At 59.3% G+C, this 23,834-nt stretch carries 19 protein-coding genes and 2 tRNA genes; 13 read left to right on the top strand and 8 right to left on the bottom strand.

Annotation, left to right across the window (positions count from 1 at the left end; translation table 11 throughout):
- Nucleotides 1-1,056: a uroporphyrinogen decarboxylase gene (gene hemE, locus H035_RS0111485; RefSeq protein WP_022949121.1), complete on the top strand. Its 1,056-nt coding sequence runs from the start codon at nucleotides 1-3 to the stop codon at nucleotides 1,054-1,056.
- Nucleotides 1,057-1,090: 34 nt separating this feature from the next.
- Here hemE and H035_RS19435 read toward each other — a convergent pair whose 3' ends face one another.
- Nucleotides 1,091-5,461 (bottom strand): DEAD/DEAH box helicase, encoded by a 4,371-nt coding sequence (locus H035_RS19435; RefSeq protein ID WP_022949120.1) that lies wholly within the window; start codon nucleotides 5,459-5,461, stop codon nucleotides 1,091-1,093.
- A gap of 98 nt (nucleotides 5,462-5,559) precedes the next feature.
- Here H035_RS19435 and H035_RS0111475 point away from each other — a divergent pair, with 98 nt between their 5' ends.
- The 7 genes from H035_RS0111475 to H035_RS0111440 all read left to right on the top strand — a co-directional run bounded on the left by H035_RS0111475 (nucleotide 5,560) and on the right by H035_RS0111440 (nucleotide 12,058).
- Entirely contained in the window at nucleotides 5,560-5,925 is a 366-nt protein-coding gene (locus tag H035_RS0111475; RefSeq protein ID WP_022949119.1) for a (2Fe-2S) ferredoxin domain-containing protein, read from the top strand.
- Between the two features lie 36 nt (nucleotides 5,926-5,961).
- Nucleotides 5,962-6,038, top strand: a tRNA-Arg gene (locus H035_RS0111470).
- A 205-nt stretch (nucleotides 6,039-6,243) separates the two neighbouring features.
- Entirely contained in the window at nucleotides 6,244-7,320 is a 1,077-nt protein-coding gene (locus H035_RS0111465; RefSeq protein ID WP_022949118.1) for a tyrosine-type recombinase/integrase, read from the top strand.
- Nucleotides 7,321-7,451: 131 nt separating this feature from the next.
- Nucleotides 7,452-8,006, top strand: coding sequence for a hypothetical protein (locus tag H035_RS0111460; RefSeq protein ID WP_022949117.1), 555 nt, complete (start codon nucleotides 7,452-7,454; stop codon nucleotides 8,004-8,006).
- Nucleotides 8,007-8,725: 719 nt separating this feature from the next.
- A complete protein-coding gene (locus tag H035_RS20860; RefSeq protein ID WP_161624025.1) occupies nucleotides 8,726-9,013 on the top strand; it encodes a CHC2 zinc finger domain-containing protein in 288 nt (95 codons plus the stop codon).
- A gap of 2 nt (nucleotides 9,014-9,015) precedes the next feature.
- Complete coding sequence (locus H035_RS0111445) at nucleotides 9,016-11,139, top strand: YfjI family protein (protein ID WP_022949114.1); 2,124 nt, start codon at nucleotides 9,016-9,018, stop codon at nucleotides 11,137-11,139.
- Nucleotides 11,140-11,984: 845 nt separating this feature from the next.
- Nucleotides 11,985-12,058 (top strand) — tRNA-OTHER (locus H035_RS0111440).
- A gap of 67 nt (nucleotides 12,059-12,125) precedes the next feature.
- Here H035_RS0111440 and H035_RS0111435 read toward each other — a convergent pair.
- Entirely contained in the window at nucleotides 12,126-12,890 is a 765-nt protein-coding gene (locus H035_RS0111435) for an exodeoxyribonuclease III (protein ID WP_026596538.1), read from the bottom strand.
- Between the two features lie 155 nt (nucleotides 12,891-13,045).
- Between H035_RS0111435 and H035_RS0111430 the strand changes: the two genes are divergently transcribed.
- From H035_RS0111430 to H035_RS21385, 3 genes are all read left to right on the top strand, one after another.
- Nucleotides 13,046-13,789 carry a DUF72 domain-containing protein gene (locus H035_RS0111430; protein ID WP_026596537.1) on the top strand — a complete coding sequence of 248 codons (744 nt, stop codon included), beginning with the start codon at nucleotides 13,046-13,048 and terminating at the stop codon, nucleotides 13,787-13,789.
- Between the two features lie 162 nt (nucleotides 13,790-13,951).
- On the top strand, nucleotides 13,952-14,164 hold the full coding sequence (locus H035_RS21390) for a TA system antitoxin ParD family protein (protein WP_084684898.1): 213 nt from the start codon (nucleotides 13,952-13,954) through the stop codon (nucleotides 14,162-14,164).
- A 3-nt stretch (nucleotides 14,165-14,167) separates the two neighbouring features.
- Complete coding sequence (locus H035_RS21385; protein WP_084684897.1) at nucleotides 14,168-14,437, top strand: type II toxin-antitoxin system RelE/ParE family toxin; 270 nt, start codon at nucleotides 14,168-14,170, stop codon at nucleotides 14,435-14,437.
- Between the two features lie 51 nt (nucleotides 14,438-14,488).
- Here the strand turns inward: H035_RS21385 and H035_RS0111420 are convergent, their stop codons facing one another.
- From H035_RS0111420 to H035_RS0111410, 3 genes are read right to left on the bottom strand one after another with little or no spacing between them, the layout of a single operon-like run.
- Entirely contained in the window at nucleotides 14,489-15,358 is an 870-nt protein-coding gene (locus H035_RS0111420; RefSeq protein ID WP_022949110.1) for an alpha/beta fold hydrolase, read from the bottom strand.
- A complete protein-coding gene (locus tag H035_RS0111415; protein ID WP_022949109.1) occupies nucleotides 15,355-17,367 on the bottom strand; it encodes a UvrD-helicase domain-containing protein in 2,013 nt (670 codons plus the stop codon). Before H035_RS0111415 ends, H035_RS0111420 begins: the two co-directional genes overlap by 4 nt.
- A complete protein-coding gene (locus H035_RS0111410; protein ID WP_022949108.1) occupies nucleotides 17,360-18,775 on the bottom strand; it encodes a M20/M25/M40 family metallo-hydrolase in 1,416 nt (471 codons plus the stop codon). The genes H035_RS0111415 and H035_RS0111410 overlap by 8 nt, the downstream gene beginning before the upstream one ends.
- On the opposite strand from H035_RS0111410, the gene H035_RS19425 reads away from it, so the two are divergent.
- Nucleotides 18,767-19,612: a transposase gene (locus tag H035_RS19425; RefSeq protein ID WP_084684896.1), complete on the top strand. Its 846-nt coding sequence runs from the start codon at nucleotides 18,767-18,769 to the stop codon at nucleotides 19,610-19,612. The genes H035_RS0111410 and H035_RS19425 overlap by 9 nt on opposite strands.
- Here the strand turns inward: H035_RS19425 and H035_RS21820 are convergent.
- The gene (locus tag H035_RS21820; RefSeq protein ID WP_152486021.1) at nucleotides 19,581-19,877 is read right to left on the bottom strand and encodes a hypothetical protein; all 297 of its coding nucleotides are present in this window, start codon (nucleotides 19,875-19,877) and stop codon (nucleotides 19,581-19,583) included. The genes H035_RS19425 and H035_RS21820 overlap by 32 nt on opposite strands.
- 503 nt (nucleotides 19,878-20,380) lie before the next feature.
- On the opposite strand from H035_RS21820, the gene H035_RS0111400 reads away from it, so the two are divergent.
- Nucleotides 20,381-22,390, top strand: a complete 2,010-nt coding sequence (locus H035_RS0111400; RefSeq protein ID WP_022949106.1) for a sodium-translocating pyrophosphatase — start codon at nucleotides 20,381-20,383, stop codon at nucleotides 22,388-22,390.
- A gap of 146 nt (nucleotides 22,391-22,536) precedes the next feature.
- Here H035_RS0111400 and H035_RS0111395 read toward each other — a convergent pair whose 3' ends face one another.
- Both H035_RS0111395 and ccmA read right to left on the bottom strand, forming a co-directional pair.
- Nucleotides 22,537-23,157, bottom strand: a complete 621-nt coding sequence (locus tag H035_RS0111395) for a MarC family protein (protein WP_022949105.1) — start codon at nucleotides 23,155-23,157, stop codon at nucleotides 22,537-22,539.
- Entirely contained in the window at nucleotides 23,154-23,798 is a 645-nt protein-coding gene (gene ccmA, locus H035_RS0111390) for a cytochrome c biogenesis heme-transporting ATPase CcmA (protein WP_022949104.1), read from the bottom strand. The genes H035_RS0111395 and ccmA overlap by 4 nt, the downstream gene beginning before the upstream one ends.
- Nucleotides 23,799-23,834: the final 36 nt, after the last annotated feature.

Below are 23,834 nucleotides of genomic sequence, written 5' to 3'. Positions count from 1 at the left end.
ATGTCTGACCATTTGTTGATCGATGCCTTGCTGCGGCGTCCCGTCTCCCGGACGCCGGTGTGGTTCATGCGCCAGGCCGGCCGCTATCTTCCCGAGTACCGCAAGGTGCGCGAGCAGGCCGGAAGCTTCATGAACCTGTGCAGCAACCCGGAATTGGCGTGCGAGGTGACGTTGCAGCCGCTGCGGCGGTTTCGGCTGGATGCGGCGATCCTGTTTTCGGATATTCTCACCATTCCCGACGCCATGGGACTGGGCTTGTATTTCAGCGAAGGGGAGGGACCGAAGTTCGAGCGCCCCATTCGCAGCGAGGAAGACATCGATCGCCTGCCGTCCATCGATCCGGAGAACCAGTTGCGCTACGTCATGGACGCGGTGCGCCTGATTCGGCGGGAACTGGCCGGAAAAACGCCCTTGATCGGTTTCTCCGGCAGCCCTTGGACCTTGGCTACGTATATGGTCGAAGGCGGGAGCAGCCGCAATTTCGGCAAGGTCAAAACCCTGCTCTACGACCGGCCCGATTTGATGCGGCGCTTGCTCGACAAATTGGCGACGGCGGTGGCCGATTACCTCAACGCCCAAATCGCCGCCGGCGCCCAAACGGTGATGCTGTTCGACACTTGGGGCGGGGTATTGACCGGGGAGGATTATCAAGCATTCGCCTTGGCGGCGGCGCGCCGGGTCCGCGAGCGGCTGAACACCCAATCGAACGGGGAAACCGTGCCCACCATCCTGTTCACCAAAAACGGCGGGCAATGGCTGGAGACCATGGCGGAAACCGGCTTCGACGCCTTGGGCGTGGACTGGACCTGCGATATCGGCCAAGCGCGCCAGCGCGTGGGTGGCCGTGTGGTTCTCCAGGGGAATCTCGATCCCGTGGCTCTCTACGCCCGACCCGAGACCATCCGGGCCAAGGTGGGGTATATTTTGGATCGTTTCGGCCCCGGCACCGGCCACGTCTTCAACCTGGGTCACGGTATTCTGCCGGACATGGCCCCCGCCCACGTGGAAGCGATGGTGGAAGCGGTCCACGAATTGAGTCCCGTCTATCACCGGTGAAGAAAGCGGGAACCTGGCTCAATCCGCCTTGGATCTATGCTGAAGTCCTGAGCTGATTGCCGGGTACGATACCTTCGGGGCCGATGCGGATGGTGCGGCCCGGCTGGGGTGAAACCGCTTGAGCGCCGGTGAGAATCGCGCTCAGGTTCAAGGGATCGGCGGCGGACAGGATGACCTCGGTCGAATCTTCCTTGGAGAGCTTGCGCAGCAGCGTCACCGCCTCGGACAAGGCGAACTGCTCCCCGAATTGACCGGCCACGAACCGCCCGCCCCGGATTTCCCCCTGCGCTTCCAAACGGCGATAGATGCGCACCAGCTCCCACCACGGCGGCAGACCGCGTTCGCGAGCGGCCAGGGCCCGGAAGACCACCCCGTAGCGTTTCAGCAATTTGCGGGCCAAGTGTTCATTACGTGTCTGTAGGTCGGCTTCTCCATCGCGAAGACGCTGCCAGCGGCCGGCGTTTTCCAAAGTATTGAGAAGGCGTTTGTAGCGCCGCTTCTTGGCTTCCGGCAGGCGCAGGGCGCGCAACCCCTCGAAGCTGTCGGCGCTGACCCGGCCCCGGGCGACCAATTCCGCCAGGGCATCCTCCAATTGGGTCGGAAGCAGCCGGCACGAATCCAAAAGCTCGTCGAAAAACAACGCCCCTGCTTGAGTCAGATTGTCCAAAACGCGCTGGGCGGTGGGGCTGGGCGACGCTTCCACCGCATCCGCGCGCCAGAGGGAGACGTGACGCCGGTTGACGAAGGCTATTGGCGTGTTTTTGATGGGGGTGCGCTTGCCGGTGGGATTCAGCCGGAGCCAGACGAAGCGTCCGGACAGGCAGAGCCGGTCCAGCCAGGCCGGCTCGTAATCGGGGATGCGCGCCGGCAGGATGGTCGATTCCCATTCCTTCGCTTGAGCCTCGAATCCTTCCAATTGGGTCAGAATCTCGGTGAGCGCCTGAGGACCCGCCAGGCGGGTATCGGGATGGACGTGCTGCCAATGCAGCAGGAAGCGCATGAACCGGGCCGCCGCGACCGGTTGCACCGCCTCCCGCAGGGTGTTCAGGGTGAGGCGGTGAATGCGGGCCAAAAGCCCCCGTTCACACCAGCCGAAATCTCCCCGCAAGAGATTGCCTTCCTGCTCCAGCCGCATTAGCGCCGCTTCGATTTCCAACGCCGGCAGATTCAATTCCCCCGCCAGTCGTTCGGTTTCGACCGGCCCTAAAACGGACATGCGCGCGCGCAAAATGGCCGCCAAAGCCTCGTCGGCGGTCCAGCTTTGATTGATCAAAGCTTCCGGCAATTGAGGTTCGGAGCCCCCCACCCAACCCTCCCCTCTGCGGGGGGAGCTCCCCACCCAACCTTCTCCCTGCTGGGGAGGGGGGGGATCCAAAAGCGCCCGAAACTGCGGCCAGTTTTCGGCGGCGATCCAGAGGTGGGCTCGGGAAGGCGCTCCTTGGAGGTCTTCCCGGCAGGGATGCCGGGAGGAAGCCAGGCCCGACCCCGGGATGAATCGACAGACGCGTCCCTGTCCCTGCAAGGTTTCCAGCCAGGGATTCCAGGCGGAAGCCATTTCGTTTTCCACCAGGTAGCCGCTTCCCAATAGCGCATCATGCAGTTCTTCCGGATCCCGGGGATCGGGCCGGGCTTCCCGGCGGATTTGCTCGATGGCTTTCGGATCGAGTCGGCACAGATCCTCGGCCTCGTCGGGATCGATCCAGCGTCTCTGGGAGACCGCCCGCACCCGGCGTTCCTCCAAGGGAGCGCCGTCCAGAAAGGCATAGACGCGGGCGTTGACGGTTTCGGCGGCGAGGGGGGAGGGCTCCACCGTCTCGCGGGAAATCACCTCGATGGCTCCGGACTCGATGCCGCGCAAGATTGCTTCCAATCCCGCCACGTCCATCGCCTCGAAAAGACAGTCGGCCAGGGTCTGATTCACCAGGGGATGATCGGGGATGTCCCGGTCTCCCTGAATGTTTTCCAGGCAGGCGAGCTGTTCCGGGAATACCGCGGTGACCAGGTCTTCCGACTGCATCCGGATCAGGTAGGGCGGTGTCCGGCGGCCGTTCTGGAAGCGTCTGACCGCCAGGGAAATGGTGGCGTTCCAGCGCCAGCGGGCGGTGAACATGGGGTTGTCGAGCACCGCCTGGGTCAGAATGTCCCGCACGTTGGTCGATTTGAGGAAATGTTTCACCTCGTCCAGCGGGAAGCTCTGGCCCGCGCCCAGCGACAGCAAGACCGCGTCTTCCGTGGCGGCGGCTTGGAGCTCGAAATTGAAATGACGGCAGAAGCGCTTGCGCAGGGCCAGTCCCCAGGCGCGGTTGACGCGGCTGCCGTAGGGGCTGTGGATGATCAAGTGGAGATCGCCGGCCTCGTCGAAGAAGCGCTCCAGCACGATGCGGCTTTGGGTGGGCATCGTTCCCAAAGAATTCCCGGCCGCCGCCAGATAGTCCGCCGCTTGACGGACCGCTTCCGGATTGACTGCGAGCTGGTTCTCCCTCCGCTCAACCCTCCCTTCGCTGGGGGGCTCCCCCCACCCAACCCTCCCCCCGCTGGGAGGCGCCCCCCACCCAACCCTCCCCCCGCTGGGGGGAGGGCTAGGGAGGGGGGCGCCCCCGGGGATGGGTTCATGGCGTCCCTTTAGACCGGTCTCCGGCCTCCCTGCTGAACAGAACTGCCGAAAGACCGCCTCGCGCAGCCTGGAGACAGACCAGGCCAGGACATCGCTACGGCCCGGGGCTTCCCCGAACCAGAACGGAATGGTCGGCGGCAGGCCCTGGGCGTCCTCCACCCGGAGGCCGTCGGTCTCCAGGCGCAATACCCGCCAACTGGCATTGCCCAGCTGGAAAATGTCCCCGGCGAGACTCTCGATGGCGAAGTCCTCGTCCACCGTACCGATGATTTCCCCGGAAGGCTCCAGAATCACCCGGTAGTCGGCGGTATCGGGGATCGCTCCGCCGCAGGTGAGGGCGGTCAGCCGCGCTCCGCGGCGGCCGCGCACCCGACCGCCGATCCGGTCTCGATGGAGATGGGCGCCGCGGCGCCCGCGCGGGGTGGCGTAGCCTTCCGCCAGCATGGTCACCACTTCCTCGAATGCCTCCCGGCTTAGGCTCCGGTAAGGCTCGGCGCAGCGGATGGTTTGAAATAATGTCTCTTCGTCCCAATCCTCGCAGGCCGCCATGGCCACGATTTGCTGGGCGAGGACGTCCAGCGGCCGCGCCTCGATCCGGCAAGTCTCCAACTCGCCCCGCCGGACCGCGTCCACCAGACTCAAGGCGGTGACCAGTTCGTCGCGGCTGGTGGGAAATAGGCGGCCCTTGGGAATGCGGTCGAGACGGTGACCGGCGCGCCCCACCCGTTGCAGGAAAGTGGCCACCGAATCGGTGATGCCCAGCTGGCAGACCAGATCCACCTCGCCGATGTCGATGCCCAGTTCCAGCGAGGCGGTGGCGACCAGGGCCTCCAATTCCCCAGCTTTGAGGCGGCGTTCGGCGTCCAGGCGCTGGTTGCGGGAGAGACTGCCGTGGTGGGAGGTGATCCGACCGTTCCCCAGACGCTCGCTCAGGGCCTTGGCCACCCTTTCCGCCTGGCGACGAGTGTTGACGAACACCAAGGTGGTGCGGTGGGCGCGGATCAGGTCGGCGATGCGGTCGTAGAGGGATTTGGCCGCCTCCTGGGATAACACCGTCTCCAAGGGCAGGTCGGGCAGCTCGATATCCAGATCCAGCCGCCGCAGGTGGCCGCTGTCGATAATCTCGCAATCGGCCAGGGGGCGGGCGCCGAGCAGAAAGCGGGCCACGGTTTCCAGCGGCCTTTGGGTGGCGGACAGGCCGATGCGGGTCAGGGGGTGCTCGCACAGCTTTTGCAGCCGCTCCAGCGAAAGCGCCAGATGGGCGCCCCGTTTACTGCCGATCACCGCGTGGATTTCATCGACGATGACGGTGCGCGCCGGGGCCAGCATCCTGCGCCCGCTTTCGGAAGTGAGAAGCAAATAAAGAGATTCGGGGGTGGTGACCAGAATATGGGGCGGCCTTTTGGCCATGGCGGTGCGGGTCGCCGCCGGGGTATCTCCGGTGCGGCTCTGGGCGCGAATGGCGGGAGCGAGAGCGCCGGCTTTCAGGAGCTTTTGCTGAATGGCCGCCAGCGGTTGCTCCAGGTTGCATTCCACGTCGTGGCTGAGCGCCTTGAGGGGGGAGACGTAGACCACGTGGGTGGCGTCCGTCAACTGTCCCACCTCGGCCTGGTGGACCAAATCGTCGATGGCGGACAGAAACGCCGCCAGGGTCTTGCCCGACCCGGTGGGCGCGGCGATCAAAGCGTGGCGCCGGTTTTTGAGTGCCTGCCAGGCCCGTTGTTGACAGTCGGTGGGGGCGGCAAAGGATTCCTTGAACCAGGCGGCGACGGCGGGATGGAAATTTCGCATCGCGGTAGGCGTTGTCTTGAACAACGGAATTGGATAAGTTCGATAGACTATTGTGCAAGTGTCAATCTAGGATGTCCATCTTAAAAGGAAATACAACCATGACCGATGCTCTCAACAAAATTGCCCAAAACTTGGGCCTTTCGGAAACCAGGCATCATATTTTTCTCTGCTGCGACCAAACCGCGCCCAAATGCTGTGGGCAAGAAGCGGGACTCGCCTCCTGGGATTACTTGAAACGCCGCTTGAACGAACTAAAATTGACCGGACGCGGCGGAATTCAGCGCACCAAAGCCAATTGCCTCAGGGTATGCATCCGGGGGCCGGTCGCAGTGGTTTATCCCGAAGGCGTCTGGTATCACTCCTGCACGCCGGAAGTTCTTGAACGCATCATTCAAGAGCATCTGATCGGAGGTCGAGTGGTGGAAGAATACGCTTTTTCGGTAGCGGAACCGATGCCCGGATGAAAATTTAGCCGAAGTCGTTCATAATATTGTTTGTTTGCCCCGGTAGCTCAGCTGGATAGAGCGTCCCCCTCCTAAGGGGAAGGTCATAGGTTCGAATCCTATCCGGGGTGCCAGTACTATCAAAGCCTTACGTGAAAGCGTAGGGCTTTTTTAATGCCCATGGCACACTCATGGCACAGTTGAAAAAAAAGATACCCCTTGAACCGTCTTGTATCGTGACGTTCAGCGGTTTGTGGTAAGCTATCAGAAACAAAAAACCCGGAAGGTGCGGCAACACCAACCGGGCATATCCACCACACCGATAATGAGGGTATCGGCATGGCTTCAATTCGAAAGCGTAACACATCCGATGGGCAGGTTTCATACCACGTTCAAATCCGCCTGAAAGGCTACCCCCCCCAAACCGCCACTTTCGACCGCAAGACCGACGCCAAAAAATGGGCGCAAGCCACCGAAGCGGCCATACGTGAAGGCCGTCACTTCAAAACCGCCGAAGCAAGGAAGCATACACTTTCCGAACTAATAGACAGATACAAACGGGACGTTCTACCCAACCAGAAACCCAAGCACCAAGCGAATGCCGCCCATGCCTTGGACTGGTGGAAGGATAGGTACGGTTATCTGCTGTTGTGTGACGTAACCGCCGCCGTTGTCGCGGAAGGCAAAGACGCCCTGCTGAATGAACCATGCGCCAGAGGTACTAAGCGGGCACCGGCCACCGTCGTCAAAGCCATGAATTGCCTATCGGCTGCTTTTACCCTGGCAGCCAATGAATGGGGCTGGCTGGAAGAAAACCCGTGTCGGAAGGTGAAGAAACCCCGTGTCGATAATGGCCGGGTGCGGTTTCTGGACGACGACGAACGCGCCCGCCTGCTGGAAGCCTGCAAACAGTCAACCAACCGCTATCTGTACCCCATAGTTTTGTTGGGGTTTTCTACGGGTATGCGGAAGTCAGAAATTCTTAACCTGACATGGGCGGACGTGAGCTTACATGGTGGTTTCATTCTGTTGAATGAGACGAAGAACAGGGAACGTCGCCGGGTGCCATTGGTGGGGGCTGCCCTGGAAGCGTTGAAGGGACATTCCAAGGTGCGGCGGCTGGATACCGAACTATTGTTTCCCGGTAGACCTACGAAGCCGGACGAACCGCCCACCAAACCCATGGACATTAAACGGGCATGGGCAAGCGCCTTGCAAAGGGCGGAAATAGACAACTTCCGTTTTCATGACTTGCGGCATTCATGCGCCAGCTATCTCGTTATGCAGGGGGCAAGCCTCAGGGACGTGGCTGAAATCCTTGGGCATAGGACCCTGCAAATGACCTATCGATATTCGCACCTGAGCGAAACCCACCTTCGCGGGGTGCTGGAAGACATGGCGCAAAAAGTATTCTGAAATACGTGGCGACACTGGCGACATGGCGACACATACCCTTCAACGCTAGGAACCATGCGGCCTACAGCGTTTTTCCAGTTTGGCGACACCGTGGCGACACTGGCGACACCACATAATCAGTAAGGTTTTTTATGGCACTTTCAGACTTCGAAAGCGATTTCATTCCCCTGCTCGAACGGGACGAACTGACGCCCTACGAAGCCGCCCGCCTATGGCACGGCGATAACGACAAAGCCCGCTTCGACTTCCAGCGGACGCTGGAAATCGCCTGCAAGCGTGGCGCGCTGAGGCCTTCCCGCGTCATCGAACCCCGCCGAATGGCACGCCCAGGCTGGGAGCACGTTAAGCTTGGTGGGGCATTCTACATTGGGCGGGAAACGCTTCGGGCATTCCTGAAAAACCACGACGCAATGCCGCCGCCGGATACCCAGCTTTTCAAATGGCTGATAGCTGGGACGGAAACGCCTGGCTATAAAGATAGGGAAGCAGCCTTTCTTTTGTGGGCTGGAAGAAAACCCCCCGGCTTACAGAAAATGACGCGCGAAGAAATATTCGAAAAGCTTCAATTCGATAATGACGCTTTCGAAGAAGACACCTTCGAACAATTCACGGAATTTTGGAAGGAATTAATTAAGCGCCACCCCCGATTCAAAAAGAAAGCAGGACGCCCGCGCAAAAACTTATAATTAATGGAAAACCACTTTCCCCAATTATTTTTTATCCCGCCAAAGCCCGCATACACCGCGCCCCAAAATTAGGAGAATATATTTCCCCCCAATTATCCCCAATTTATTTTCCGAAACAGGCTAATAGCATTGCCCGCGTCATTAACGAAAACGTGGGTAAACAACAATGCCTGAAACAAGACTTATCCCCCTAACAAAATGGGAAGAATTTCATCCATGGCCGAGCACCGGCGGACTGCGCCACCTGGCGTTCTACCGCGATAAAAACGGCTTTGCCCCAGCGTTCGTAAAAGTCGGAAGAAAACTGTTGGTGGACGAAGCCAAATTTTTTGAATGTGCCCGCCGGGAAGGGGGGGCGGAATGAGCCAAGCAACCCTTTACGGAAGCGACGACTTGCCCCCCATGGCGTTTCAATACCCCAGCGCCGCTACCTTGGACGGCTTCGCGCTAGGAGTCCTGTTGACTGGTAGGCTTATGGATAGCCCCGCATTCATTCGGACAACGGGTTCATGGCGCTTAGGTGCCGTAATGCACCGATTGCGCGGCATGGCTTGGCCGATAGAAACGATTGACGACGTGGCATTTCCTACCGCAAACGCGCCGTCTGAACGTCACCGCCCAGTTGCCCGATACAGATTGCCTGGATGGGCTATCACCATGGCCGGGACGCGCGGGCAGGAATTTTCGGCGCGAAGCTTGGGGCTTTGGGGGTGGCGCGCATGAAACATGTATTCGATTTGGCCCGCCGCCACGTGCCGCCCGAACACGTTTATGCTCGGTATCTGCCCGAAATGAAGCGAAGGCCAAACACCCATGGCTGGACTGACGGCGGACTATGCCCGTTCCACGACGACAACCGACGGGGAAGCTTTCGGGTGAACCTACGTACGGGTGGGTATAAGTGCTTCAGTTGCGGGGCTTCGGGTGGTGACACGATAAGCTTTGTCGCCCAATTCCACCGCATCCAGCCCCTGGACGCGGCCAAAATTCTAGCGGGAAGGGGGTGACTATGGACGGGATACCCCAAACATACGAAGGAAAGCGGTTTCGCTATGCCTGGTGCTACATCCAGGACGGCCGGACGCTGGGAATTGTGGCGCGGTATGACGGCCAGGACGGGAAGCATGTCGTTCCGTTCTTCAAGCCCAACGGCCAAGTCTGGAAACCGGGGGGGCTACCCACCCCCCGGCCTTTGTACGGACTGGACACGATACGCCCTGGCAAGACGACTTTCGTTTCCGAAGGCGAAAAAGCCGCCGCCGCGTTGCATTCCTTGGGGCTGCCATGCGTGACTTCGCAAGGTGGAAGCCAGGCCGCCGCCAAGGCCGACTGGAAGCCGCTTCGGAATGCCGGACGTGTCATCATTCTACCTGACGCGAACGAACCGGGGGAAGGCTATGCAAGGGACGTTTGCAAGGCGCTGAGCGGCTTAGACAAGCCACCAAAGATACAGCTTGCCCGGTTGCCCGGCCTGCCTGAAGGCGGGGACGTGGTGGACTTCATCCAAGCCCGGTATGACGGCTGGGACGGCTTTTCACCCATCGATGAGGCGGACGTGGAAACGCTGCGGGAAGTGGTTTTCGCTGCCGTCAAGAAAGTCCTGGAAGCGCCGCCGAAGGAATGGTTTGAAAGCGTCACACATTCAACCGTTACTGCCCTGTCGGAATGGACGGAACCATGCCCCCTACCGAGCGACGGAAGCGAACCGGAACGATACCCCGTGGAAATGTTGCCGGAACGGCTGCGGGTGGCCGCCCAGGAACTCGAAGCCAGCGCCTACGTCCCCGTATCCGCACCGGGCACCGTTGCCCTGGGTATGCTCGCCGCCGCGTTACGGAAGGCTGTCATCGTTCAGGAAAAGCGGGGCTTGCGACATTTTCCAACGCTCTTTGTGGTGCTGGTGGCTGGAAGCGGCGAACGGAAGTCGCCGGTATTCAAGGCTTTGGAACAACCCGTCTTGGAATGGCAGGAAGCGAAGCGGCCGGGCCGGGAGGCCGAGCTGGCGCGGGTGGCCGCCCACAATGCCGCCTTAGATGACCTTGCGGCCCAAACCCGACGGGACGCAAAAAAGGAGAGACTTGGGGTGGACGTTCTGGCGCGCGACCTGGCGGACATTGAAGCGCAGCGGAAGAAGCCGCCACCGGCCCCCAGGCTGTGGACATCCGACACGACGCCCGAACGCCTATTTCAATTGATGCACGACCGGGACGGGGCTTTTGCCGTCATGTCCGGCGAAGGTCGAACCGTCGTGAATAACATTCTTGGCCGCTATGAAAACGGCGGGACGGCTGAATCGATATTCCTGGAAGGGATTTCAGGCGACAGCATTTCGCGAGATAGGATAGGCCCCGGCGACATGCCAGACGAAAGGGTAATTCCCCACCCAGCGCTGAATGTTTGTTGCTACCTTCAACCGGATAAGTGGGCGCAGCTTGCCAAGCATCCCACCATGCGCGGGAGCGGGCTGCTGGCTCGGATATGGCCGGTAGGGCTTCCAAGCCTTGTGGGCTACCGCCTGGAAAGCCCCGACGATGCCGGCCTCGATGAAACAAAGCTGGAACCATTCTTCGACGTGGTACGCGCCGCCTTGGACGTTGAACTTGGCACGGAACCCCATGTTATCCGACTAGGCACCGAAGCCCAGGAAGCCCGGCGGGAATTGCACAACGCGATTGAAATTGAAATGCGGGACGGTGGCGCGTTTGCGGACTACAGGGACGTGGCAAGCAAGTTCACAAGCCAGGTCGTCAAGCTGGCCGGACTTTTCAGCGTCCTGGAGAACCCGGACGCGCTGAAAGCGGAATACAGCTACGTTTCATTGGGCACGTGGGACCGCGCGGAAGTGTTAGGCCACTGGCACCTGACCGAGGCAAAGCGCATGTTGGGAATGGCCCAAGGCACCGACGACGCCCGGCGCGCCCGTGCTGTGGTGGACTGGCTTCGGCAAAGCGGCAAGGAAACCGTCACCGCCCGGCAGCTTCAGCGTCAAGGCCCAAGGCCCCGGCCCAAGGGCGACGAGGCGCGAGATTTGCTGGCTTGGCTGTGCGAACTTGGATGGCTGCGGCTAGCCCCGCCCGAACGGGACCAGCCCGGCATGGTGTACCGCGTCCATCCTAAACTGTCGGGTAAATAGTCTTGCACACCGCACCGCTTCAGGGGGCTTCGGCCCCTTTTTTATGTCTGCCGCCAAGGTGTCGCCACTGTCGCCAGCGTGTCGCCAATCGGCCAATTCGGCTTCAGCCCTAGAACCATGCGGGATACAGCGGGTGGTGTCGCCGTGTCGCCAGTGTCGCCAGACATTTCTATGATGAAAACCGCCCCTCACCTGCTGCCAAAACCGACGCCATGTAAGCCGATATAAGCCGCGAAACGAAGGCACCCAGGGGGTAGGGCTACCCCAAGAAACCGCCATCACCCCAACCCTTCACTATCTATCAACGGTTGACAGATAAACCCACCACCGATGCCCCGTCACCTTGACCGAATAAGCAAGGGCATTACCGCCCTGGTGGATAGTCAATTCCAGACTATTAGAAAAAGCTAATATGCTGCTGTCCCATGGGGGGCTGAAAAACTTCCGAAAACCGCGCTGGTAGCGCGCCGCGCGGACTAGCCTACATCATAGGGTCCCCAACGATAATTATTCCCATTCAGGAAATAATACCTTCAATATCAGTAGCTTACGGCTTTCCGCTATCCGTATTGCCACCCCCACGTTACGCAGTAACAACTATCTTCCGAAAGCCTTCCGAAAGCCTTAACGAAGTGTCCCAAGCATCCCAGTTCTTGGAATGAATGCTCCAAGCACCGGCATTCCCAACCACGAAACCCCTGGAAGCCTTGATTGGTATGGGTTTACCCAACTGTGCCGTGGCACACTCATGGCACACTTGCACGCAAAATAGGGCGATATACGACGATAAAAGACAATACCACCAATCGGATAAATTATTGTTTATCCTTCATTCTTGTGTTGTGGTGAATGGTGGGAATTGGACGGTATCCCACTCCTAAGGGGAAGGTCATAGGTTCGAATCCTATCCGGGGTGCCAGTACTATCAAAGCCTTACGTGAAAGCGTAGGGCTTTTTTAATGCCCGTGGGACACTCAGGCACCCTGTCAACAAGCGATTTCGATGCCCACCGGGCAATGATCCGAGCCGGTAATCTCCGGCAAAATGAAGGCGTCGTTGATTTTGTCGAGTAAAGGGGCGCTGGCCAATACGTAATCGATCCGCCAGCCGATGTTTTTCGCGCGGGCGTTGGCGCGGAAGCTCCACCAGCTATAGGCGACCGTGTCCGGATGGAAGTGACGGAAGGTATCCTCCAAGCCGGCGTCGAGGAGGCGACTGAAGCCGTCGATTTCGGCCTGGGTGTAGCCGGCGGTTTTGTTGTAGTTCGCTTTGGGTCGGGCGATGTCGATTTCCTGATGAGCGACATTGAAATCGCCGCAAACGATCAGTGGTTTTTGTTTTTCCAGTTGCTGCAGATAGGCGAGAAATTCGCGGTCCCAGGTTTGCCGGTAATCGAGTCGTGCCAGTCCCTGGCCCGAATTGGGAACATACACGTTGACCAGAAAGAACTGGTCGAATTCGGCGGCGAGTACGCGACCTTCCCGGTCGTGCTCGTCTATGCCGATGTCCTTGATGACGTTGTTCGGCGGTTTTCGGGTCAATAGCGCGACGCCGGCGTAGCCCTTGCGCTGCGCGGAATTGCAGAAAATCCGATAACTGTCGATGTCATCCAGCGCTGCGGCGACCTGGTCGTCTTGGGCTTTGGTTTCCTGCAGCAGAATGCAGTCGGCGTCCAGTCGGGCCATCGTGTCGGCGAAGCCCTTTTTTTGTACCGCGCGAATTCCGTTGACGTTCCAGGAAATGATCTTCATCCGATAATTCCCTCCCATGAGCGAGTAGTCGTTGATGGCAAACATATTAACAGAGCCCTCGCTGACCTAGTAGGAAGGTATTGATTGTGATTCTGACTTCGTCCAGATTGGTTGAGGGAAGGCAACCCCATCCATTCGTGCTCGAAGAGGAAGCCATGGCAAGCAAACAAAATTCTCCAATTCATATCGGTACCTCCGGCTGGCATTACGATCACTGGCGGGGGCCTTTTTACCCCCAAGAACTTGCCAGCGAAGATTTTTTGGCTTATTACCAGGAGCGCTTAGACACTGTCGAACTCAACAATACCTTCTACCGCTTGCCTTCTCCCCGAACCTTCGAATCCTGGCGCCATAGCGTCGGCGACGACTTTATTTTTTCGGTCAAGGCCAGTCGCTACATTACCCATCTGAAAAAGCTCAAAGATCCCGAGCCTCCCTTGGCCCATTTTTTTGAAAATCTTGCGCCGCTGACCGAAAAAGTCGGAGTGATTCTGTTTCAGCTTCCGCCGAGGTGGCGGATGAATCTTCAGCGACTGCATGAGTTTTTGGAGGCGCTGCCATCGGGTTACCGCTATACCTTCGAGTTTCGCGATCCGAGCTGGTTCGACGAGCAGGTTTATCGGCTGCTGGCGGAATTCAACGCCGCTTTCTGCATTTACGATCTGGATGAAACGCTCTCGCCCAAGGAAATCACCGCGGATTTCGTCTATATCCGCTTGCACGGCCCGGATGGTCCCTATCAGGGTAAGTATGACACCCAAACCCTTTGCGGCTGGTTGGGAGCGATTTCGGCGTGGGTGGCCGAGGGAAGGGAGGTCTACTGCTACTTCGACAACGATCAGGCCGGCTACGCCGTCGAAAATGCCCTCGAATTGAAACAGATGTTGCAATCAAGATAAGCAGGTCGGAGTGGCGCAAAGGCTGTGCGAACGCGACTTACCCGATTTATTTGGGGAAGGGACGAATCACGTGGAAGGTACATGATTACGTTTGATTGATCTTGGGTGTCTATGATGTATGCAATTTGCTACAATTGTAGCAAATTGCTAGGAGATGAAATTATGAGCCATTCCATACGTATCGATGATGCGCTGTATGAATCCGCTAAAAGCCGCGCCAAAGCTGAATTCCGAACTATTTCCAGCCAGGTGACCTATTGGGCGCAAATTGGTCGGGCAGCACTGGATAATCCGGATTTGCCGGTGGATTTTATTCGTGACGTGATAATCGCGAGATCTGAGGAATCAGAGCCATTCGAGTTTGATCAGGATTGATCCGTGAGAATTGAGCAGAAGCCTACTTTCCGGCGCAATTACAAAAAACTTCACAAAAATCAGCGCCGGGCTGTTCAAGATGCTATTCGTTATATCGCTGCAAATCCTGAAACGGGTGTAGAAAAAATAGGTGATTTGCGTGGTATCAAAGTGTTCAAGTTTGACTGTATTAGTCAGGAATATTTGCTTGCCTACGAATACCATGACACCCATTGCGTGCTTTTGGCAGTCGAACCCCATGAAAATTTCTATCGCGATTTGAAACGCCGATAGCAACAATCCGCTTGGATTTGGGAACACCGACGGACTTCTTGCATTGGAATATTAGCGCGGGAAATCTCCCAGTATGGTTTCGGCATAATTGACGGGCAGGGAGTAATGCCCTTCGCCGGGCAGAATATGGAGTTTGGCGCGGGGCAGTCGTTCGGCCAAGTGACGGCTGTGGGCGAGAGGGACCACCGTATCGACGTCGCCGTGCCAGAAGGTGACACGTAGATCGACAGAGGCTAATTCAACCCCCCACGGACGGATGTAGTGGAGAAAATCCCGCAAGGTACCTGCGGACCCATGGCACAAGCCTTCGCGGATAGTGGCGCGAAAGACTTCGCGGATTTCAGGGGATGCCAAGACCTCTCGATCCTTGTCTGGTAGGCTTCGCATCAACAAGGAGAAGGCGAGATCGGGGTAGCGGTGGATGAGGTAAGCGGTGGGTTTGCCGAAGAAAATCGGCAAGGCCCAGGGCGCTTTCGAGGCGAGGAAAAAGGCCCAGCGGGCGGCCGGACTCATGCTTTGCCGCAGCGAGGTTTGGGCCACCGGACCCAGGGGGCAAACCAATCCTATCCGGTCGATTCTCGATCCTAAATATTGGCCGCACGCCAAGGCATAGGGACCGCCGCCGGAAACGCCCAGAACGGCGAACCGATCGATTCCCAAATGATCGGCCACCCGCGCCAGGTCCTTCGGCCAGTCGGCGATCCGGGTCGGAGGGAGGGGATCGGATCGTCCGTACCCCGGCCGGTCGGCCGCGAACAGATGAAGCTTCATGCGTTTTGCCGTGGAAGCGACCAGGGCGGCTTCCAGCCGGGAGGAAGGCAAGCCGTGGCAATAGCCTATCGGCCGGCCGTCGGGATCGCCGTAGCGGGCGAAAGCGATCCGGCGGCCTCGAGAGGTGGTGAGGACGGCGTCCTCGATCATCCCGTCTCCTGGAGCAGGGCTTTCATCTGGCTGAGGGCGGCCTTGCCACGGGCCTTCTTTTCCTCCGGGTCGAGCCCCGCCTTGTCGGGCCACTCCAGATCGTCCTCGGGCAGTTCGCCCAGGAATCGGCTGGGCTCGCACGAGATGGTTTCACCGTAGCGCTTGCGCTGGCGGCAGTAGCTCATGGTCAAACTTTTCTGGGCCCGGGTGATGCCCACATAGGCCAGGCGCCTCTCCTCTTCGATGGTGTCCTGGTCGATGCTGTTTTGATGGGGCAGGATGCCTTCCTCCATCCCCACCAGATACACGTGGGGAAACTCCAATCCCTTGGCCGCATGCAGGGTCATCAGAGCGACCCGGTCGCCGGTTTCATCCTCCTTGGTGCGGTCGAGGACATCCAGGAGCATGAGCTTGGAGACGGCGCTCCCCAAGGGGTCCTCGCCGCCTTCGGCCTCTTCTAGCAGGCGGCCCAGCCATTCCATCAGTTCTTCCACGTTTTCCCACTTGCGTTCGGCCTGGCGGGGGGTGGCGGCGTTATCCTTGAGCCATTCCCGGTAATCCAGGGTGTCGACCAGTTCCCGGATCACGCCCAGGGTGTCGCCGCGTTTGGCGCGATCGGCCACGTCCACCAGCCACTCGCAGAAATGGCGCAGGCGTTGGACGCCCCGCTGGGGCAATTCCTGTTCCAGACCCAATTCGAAACAGGCGGAAAACAGACTGATGTGGCGGCGTTGGGCATAGGTCCCCAAAATCTCCAGGGTGGCCGGGCCGATTTCCCGCTTGGGGGTGTTGATCACCCGCAGGAAGGCCACGTCGTCGTCGGGATTGACCAGCAGCCTGAGATAGGCGATCAAGTCCTTGACCTCGGCGTAATTGAAGAACGACTGACCGCCGGTGAGGAAGTAGGGTACGCGCTGCTCCCGGAGGGCCCGTTCGAACAGCCTGGCTTGATGGTTGCTGCGGTAGAGGATGGCGTAGTGGTGCCAGCGGCCGCCGCTGCGGAATTTGTGGTGGAGCAGGTCGGCGGCGATTTGGTGCGCCTCGGCGAAGTCGTCGGCGCAGCTCAGGACCCGAATCGGGTCGCCGAAGCCCAGTTGACTCCAGAGCTTCTTTTTAAACACGTGAGAATTGTTGGCGATCAACTGGTTGGCGGCCTTCAGAATACGTCCGGTGGAACGGTAATTCTGTTCCAGTTTGATGACTTGAAGACGCGGATAGTCTTTTTTCAATTGGGCCAGGTTTTCCGGCTGGGCCCCGCGCCAGGCGTAGATGGACTGATCGTCGTCTCCCACCACGGTGAAGCCGCCCAGGTTGCCGGTGAGCTGGCGCAGCAATCGGTATTGGCTGTGGTTGGTGTCCTGGTACTCGTCGACCAAGAGATAACGCAAGCGGTTGCGCCACTTTTCCAAAATTTCCTCGTCCCGCTGGAACAGAAGCACCGGCTGCAGGATCAGGTCGTCGAAATCCACCGCGTTGTAGGCTTTGAGGCAGCGTTCGTACTCCCGATAGAGCTGGGCCGCGGGACGTTGTTCGGCGTCGGCTTGTTGCTCGGCGTCGGCGGCGGTGAGGGAGGCATTTTTCCAGGTGCCGATTTGCCAGGCATAGCCGGGGAGATCGTCGGGGTTAACGGCGTAATCGCCGTGGCTCAGGATTTCCTTGAGCAAGGTGAGGCGGTCGTGGGGGTCGAGAATGGAAATGCCGGCCTTGTATCCCAGCGCCTTGTATTCGCGGCGGAGAATATCCAGCCCCAGGGAATGGAAGGTAGAAGCGGTCAGTCCCTTGAGCTGTTTGCTAGCCACCAGATTTCCCAGCCGGACTTTCATCTCCCTTGCCGCCTTGTTGGTGAAAGTGAGGGCGCCGATATTTCGAGCCCCCAGGCCCTGATCGATCAGGTGGGCGATCTTTTGGGTGATGACCCGGGTCTTGCCGCTGCCGGCGCCGGCGATCACCAGGACCGGCGTTTCGATCGCCTTGACCGCCGCCTTCTGCTGGGGGTTCAGGTCACGCATGTTCGAAGTGGCGGGCGAGGATATGGGCGACGCAGGCGGTGAGTTTCTTGGCGTAGGGAATATGCAGAAACTCGTTGGGACCGTGGGCGTTGCTGCCCGGTCCGAGGACGCCGGTGATCAGAAACTGGGCCTCGGGGAAATTCCGTCCCAACAGATTCATGAAGGGAATGCTGGCCCCCAGCCCCAGATAGGCGGCCGGGTTGCCGTACAGAGCGTGGGAGGCTTCGTCGCTGGCCTTGAGCAGCCAGTCGGCCGGGGCGGGCGCCTCCCAGCCGTCGCCGCCCTGGTCGAAGTGGACCGAGATTTGAGCTCCGTAGGGTGGATCGGCCAGCAGGGCTTTTTCCACGGCCGTCCGGGCGGCCTGGCAGGGAACCGTCGGCGGCAGACGCAGGGAGAGCTTCAAGGTGGTATAGGCCCGCATCACATTGCCGGCCTGGCGCACCGGCGGGAGACCGTCCTGGCCCACCACGCACAGGGTCGGGCGCCAGGTGTTGTTGAGGATCAGCTCCAAGGGGTCGTCGTTCAAGGGCTTCAAACCGGGCAAGGGATTCAGCCCCGCCAATTGCGCTTTGCCGAGGATGTCGGCCGCCGACCGGGCCTGTTCCATGCGAATGTCGGGAATCTCCGCGTGCAGGGCGTCGAGCTTGAACCTGCCGGTGGCGGGATCTTCCAGCCGGTCCAAGAGTTGGCGCATGACGGTCATCGATTCGGGCACGATGCCCGAGGCGATCCCCGAATGAGTCGCCTCTTCGAGCGTGCGGACGGTCACGGTCAGAGTCTGCATCCCGCGCAGCGAAGTCGTGGACCAGAGCCGGTCGTAATCGCCGGTGCCCGAATCGAGGGCGATCACCAGATCCGGCGTGCCGATCAGATCGGCGCAGCTGTCCAGATAGGCGGGAAGATCGGGCGAGCCGCTCTCTTCGGAGAATTCGATCAGCATCACCACCCGGGCGTGGGGGATGTTTCGCTGTCTGAGGACCTTGAGCGCTGCCACCGAGGCGAACAAGGCGTAGCCGTCGTCGGCGCCGCCGCGCCCGTAGAGCTTGTCGCCTTCGATCACCGGCTGCCAGGGACCCAAACCTTCCCGCCAGCCCTCCATCTCCGGCTGCTTGTCCAGGTGGCCGTACAGCAACACGTTTCCTTCGCCCCGGCCGGGGATTTCCACCAGCAGCAGCGGCGTTTTTCCCGGCTGTTTCAGATCGTGGATTCGCCAGTCGGGTTCGGCGTGCGCTTCCAGCCAGTCGAGGGCCAGTTGCCGGGCCCGCTCCATATGGCCGTGGACTTCCCAATCGGGATCGAAATCCACCGAGACATTGGGGATTGCGATGTATTCGGTGAGGGCGGGGAGGATGGCCTGATCCCAAAAAGTTTCGGTGAATGTGGTGAAAGCGGCGGGTGAATGATTCATGAAAAAATGCAGGGCAGCGTTGACCGAAATGTGCTCTTAAATCGATGGGATGATACCAAACAAATCGGCGAAATATCTGTATTTGCAATGGTGCGTTTGGATCTTGAGAAAAGTCTACAAAAAATAGGGTCAGACACGATATTCTGTGCTATGCTGTTTTTAAATTCCTTGAGAGAGTGCCCAATGGCCCGTCTTCCCCGCTACGTTATTCCCGGCCAGCCGCAGCACATCATCCAGCGTGGTAACAATCGGCAGGTGATCTTTGCCGGTGACGAAGATTATCAGTTTTTTCGCGATGCCTTGGTGGAAGCGGCAACCAAGCATGGTCTGGCGATCCATGCCTATGTCTGGATGACGAATCATATCCATCTGCTGGCGACCCCCGAATTCGACCATAGCATCAGTAAAGTTTTCCAGTCAGTGGGCCGACGGTATGTGCAATACTTCAATGCAACTTACCGGCGCAGCGGTACGCTTTGGGAAGGGCGCTATCGGGCAACGGTAGTGGATAGTGATCGGTATCTGCTGACACTGATGCGTTACATTGAACTCAACCCGGTCAGGGCGGGGATGGTTGCGCACCCTGGGGATTATCCTTGGTCGAGCTACCGCTGTCATGCAGAGGGCGAGTCGGGATCGAATGCCGACTGGTTGACGGCGCACGAGGAATATCTGCGATTGGGTCGCAATGAAGTGGACAGACAGAACGCTTACCGGCAATTATTTCAAACCGCGCTCTCCGACAACGATCTGGCGGAAATTCGCGATTGTACGCACAAAGGTTGGGCATTGGGTGGCGATCGATTCAAAAAACAAATCGAGGTATTGGCACGGTGACCCCATTCGTCCTCCCCCGCACGTACTTGAGGTCGGTCACGTCGGCACCGGTGGAGTTAGTGATTGTGACCAGGCTGCGGAACAGGGCATCCGGTGAGTTGGTCGCCGGTGCGTATTCGTGAGTAACGGCAAGACCCGGCAGGCTGGTCAGATGCACCGAAGAAGTGGCGGTCGACGCGGTCGATCCGAAGCCATCGACGGTCAGATTGGATATCCCGGGAGAGACGTTATCTATCGTTGCGTACCCCGAGGTAGCGCCGTTCACAGATACCCCCCATCCCTCGCACAAGCAGCCCGGGGCGGTGGCATCGCGCCAGTCGGTCGCGGCGGGGGTGCCGAAGTTGAACGCCAAACCCGTTGCAGCAGCATTAGATGTGATATTCGGCGTAGTGTTGAGATGCCCAACGTGTTTTCATAACAACTACCTCTAGTTGTGTTATTGGTGAAAAGTAGGTGCGAATCTACCTACAAAATGCTTTAAGCAAAATAGATACCAATTTTTTAAGTGGCTGATATGAAATGAATTAAATACTTGGAAGTAATTTTTTCTCTATCCTTGCAAGAAATTCTGACAGATTATTCGTACAAGTTCGGCGAATATATTGCTTACATTACGAAGATCAAGTAGGGCTGGAATTTCAGATTTCCTAGTGGGGGCCGAGTATGACTCTTGCCAAAGAAAAATCGTTGACAGGGCCTGGCAAAGCCGGTACCAAGGAGTACGCAAGCCAATCAAGCAAATAACAAATATTCTGAGGAGGATGGCTCATGCAGTATCTGCTTTATCTGTTGCCGCCGCTGTTGGGGGTGTTCGGGCTTTATGCCGCTTGGCGGATCTATCAGATCGTCAAGGAGACGCCGGCGGGAGAAGGCAAGATCGCCCACATCGCCGAGCAGATCCATCTGGGGGCGATGGTATTCATCCGCCGCGAATACCAGATTTTGGGGGGCTTCGTCGCGGTGCTGTTCGGTCTGTTGATCTATTTCCTGGGCTGGCAGACGGCCCTTTGCTTTTTGGTGGGGGCGACGGCCTCGGCCACTGCCGGCTATATCGGCATGAATACCGCCACCCGCGCCAATGTACGCACCACCGTGGCGGCCAGCACCGGCGATGCCGCCAAGGCGCTGGAAGTGGCCTTTTTCGGCGGCTCTATCATGGGGTTGGCGGTGGCTTCCCTGGGGCTTTTGGGCTTGGGGTTGATGTATCTTTTCTTCGGCGACGATCCGGAAACCGCCCACGCCCTGCACGGTTTCGGCATGGGGGCGTCGGTGGTGGCCCTGTTCTCCCGGGTCGGCGGCGGCATCTACACCAAGAGCGCCGACGTGGGGGCGGATCTGGTGGGCAAAGTGGAAGCGGGGATTCCCGAGGACGATCCGCGCAATCCCGGCGTGATCGCCGACAACGTGGGCGACAACGTGGGCGACGTGGCCGGGATGGGGTCGGATATTTTCGAGTCCTATTGCGGCGCCATGATCGCCACCATCGCCATGGCTTCCACCATCGCCGCCGAGACCCTGGCGCCGGTGGGGTCTCGCGCGGCGCTGATGTTCCTGCCGTTGGCGCTGTCTTCGGTGGGACTGCTGTCTTCCATCACCGGCATTTGGCTGGTGAGGCGTTCGGCCGACCGGTCGGCGGAAGTGGCGCTTCGGATCGGCACCATCGGCGCGGCGGCCATTTTCATCGTCCTGGCTTTCTTGGTGATTTTGATCGCCGGGGTCAGCCTCAAGGCTTGGCTCGCCGTATTGGCGGGTTCTGTGGGGGGAATCGTCATCGGTCTGGTGACCGAGTATTACACCGGCGGGCGGCCGGTGGCGCTCATCGCCCAATCCGGGGAAACCGGTCCGGCCACGGTGATCATTTCCGGCCTGGCGACCGGCATGCAATCGGTGGTGGTGCCGATTTTGAGCATTAGCGCGATTATTTTCTTGGCTGACTGGCTAGTCGGCTTGTACGGCGTCGGTATCGCCGCGGTCGGTATGTTGTCCACGGTAGGAATTACCATGGCCATCGACGCCTATGGACCGGTGGCCGATAACGCCGGCGGGATCGCCGAGATGGGTGGGCTCGGCGCGGAAACCCGTCGGATCACCGATTCCCTGGATGAGCTGGGCAACACCACCGCCGCCATCGGCAAGGGGTTCGCCATCGGCGCGGCGGCCTTGGCGGCGCTTGCCATCATCACCGCTTACGGGGAAACCGTGGCGGCGGAATTGCCCGATTTCAGTCTCGACTTGAGCGACGCCGACGTCCTCGGCGGAGTGTTCATCGGCGGCACCATTCCATTGTTGATCGCTTCGATCACCATGACCGCGGTGGGGGATGCGGCTTTCGAGATGATCCAGGAAATCCGCCGTCAGTTCCGCGAGATTACCGGCTTGCTGGAAGGCGAGGTGGAACCGGATACGGCCCGCTGCGTGGATATCGCCACTCAAGCGGCGCTCAAGAAGATGGTTCTGCCCGGGGTGATCGCGGTGGCGGCGCCGGTGATCGTCGGTTTCTGGCTCGGTCCTCAAGCCTTGGGCGGCATGCTCGGCGGGGCGCTGCTGGGATGTGTGTTGATGGCGCTGATGATGGCCAACGCCGGCGGGGCATGGGACAACGCCAAGAAATACGTGGAGAAGGGCAGTCTGGGCGGCAAGGGATCGGAAGTCCACAAAGCCACCGTGGTGGGAGATACCGTGGGCGATCCGTTCAAGGATACCTCGGGGCCGTCCATGAATATTCTCATCAATGTGATGGCGATCGTCAGCTTGGTGATCGCACCACTTTTGGTATAGAGGCGTATAATCCACATGCGGCGCCTGCGAGCCGGTGAACACGCTGTAACTACTTCCTTGTACGCTCGTCGCAGCATCCTCGCTGCGAACGGTCCCGAAGCGTTCTCACCGGCTCGCGGTTAAGCTACGGTTGATATTAACAGGATCTAACGAAGGACCCGGCACAAGCCGTCGATCACGAATTGCATCGCGATGACCGCGAGCAACAGTCCGCTCAGGCGGGTGACGACGCCGATGCCGCCGACCCCCAAAACCCGGCGGATCCAGCGTGCGGCGTAGAAAGCCAAGAAAACGCAGGCGCATGCGGCGGCGATCACGCTGCCCAACAGCCAGGGGGAGATCTGCCGGGTGGGGTCCTGCTGCCAGACCAAAACGGCAGTGATGGCGCCGGGACCCGCCAGCAGGGGGATGGCCAAGGGCACGAGCGCGATGTTGTTTTTGCGCAGGCTTTCGGCTTCCTCGGCGGCCGAGCTTTTGAGGTTGGGGGGCGGAATCAGGTTGAACATTTGCAGGGCATAGATGAAAAAAATAAACCCGCCGGCGAGCTGAAAGGCGGGTACGGTGATGCCGAACAAACGCAGTGCCGCATCCCCGGTGAGGCCGAAGAAAAACAGGATCAGGGCGGCGGTGAAGCAGGCGACTGCGGCGACGCGCACCTGCCGGGTCCGGTCGAGATCGGCGGTCATGGCCAAGAAAAGCGGCAGATTACCCGCCGGGTCCATGATGATCAAGAGCGGAACGAATAAGCTCAGAAACTCCTTGATCACGATTTGCCGCCGAGGCGTAATTTCCGCACCGGGCACCGGGTTCGGACGGGTTGGTGGGAGGTCAAAACCACCATTCCACCTTGCTGCAAATGCGCGTCCAACAGGGTTTGCACCCAATCCACCCCGTGGACATCGAGGGAAGTGAACGGTTCGTCCAAAATCCACAAAGTGGCTTTCTGCAGCAGGAGGCGGGCCAGAGCGATGCGCTGGCGCTGGCCGGCGGACAAGGTTCTGCTGGGGGCGTCCATGTGCTTGCCCAGACCGACTTGAGTCAAAGCGTCTTCCAAGTCGATATCCGGTCGGATGCGGTAGAGTCGGCTCGCCAATGTGAGGTTTTCCAGCGGCGTCAACTCTCCCTTGACGCCGGTGTGATGGCCCAGATACACCAACTCTTGATGGAATCGATCCCGTTGCTTCCGGGTCGGCTTGCCGAACCAAAGAATTTCCCCGGCTGCCGGCGGGCTGAGACCACAAAGAATCCTGAGCAGGCTGGTTTTGCCGCAGCCGTTGGCGCCTTCCAGGTGGAGCAATTCCCCACCGGTTAAATGAAAGCTGAGACCGCTGAACAATAAACGGTCGCTTCGAATGCACTCCAAGTTGTCTACGTGCAGGGCGGGGGTGTGGGTGTGAGCCTCTGTCATGGGTCTCCAATCAACGTTGATAGAATCTTAATGTTG

This window comes from Methylohalobius crimeensis 10Ki (genome assembly GCF_000421465.1).
GTDB lineage: Bacteria > Pseudomonadota > Gammaproteobacteria > Methylococcales > Methylothermaceae > Methylohalobius > Methylohalobius crimeensis.
The sequence above is the reverse complement of the archived record's forward strand: the minus strand, read 5'-3'. Positions and strand labels throughout refer to the sequence as shown.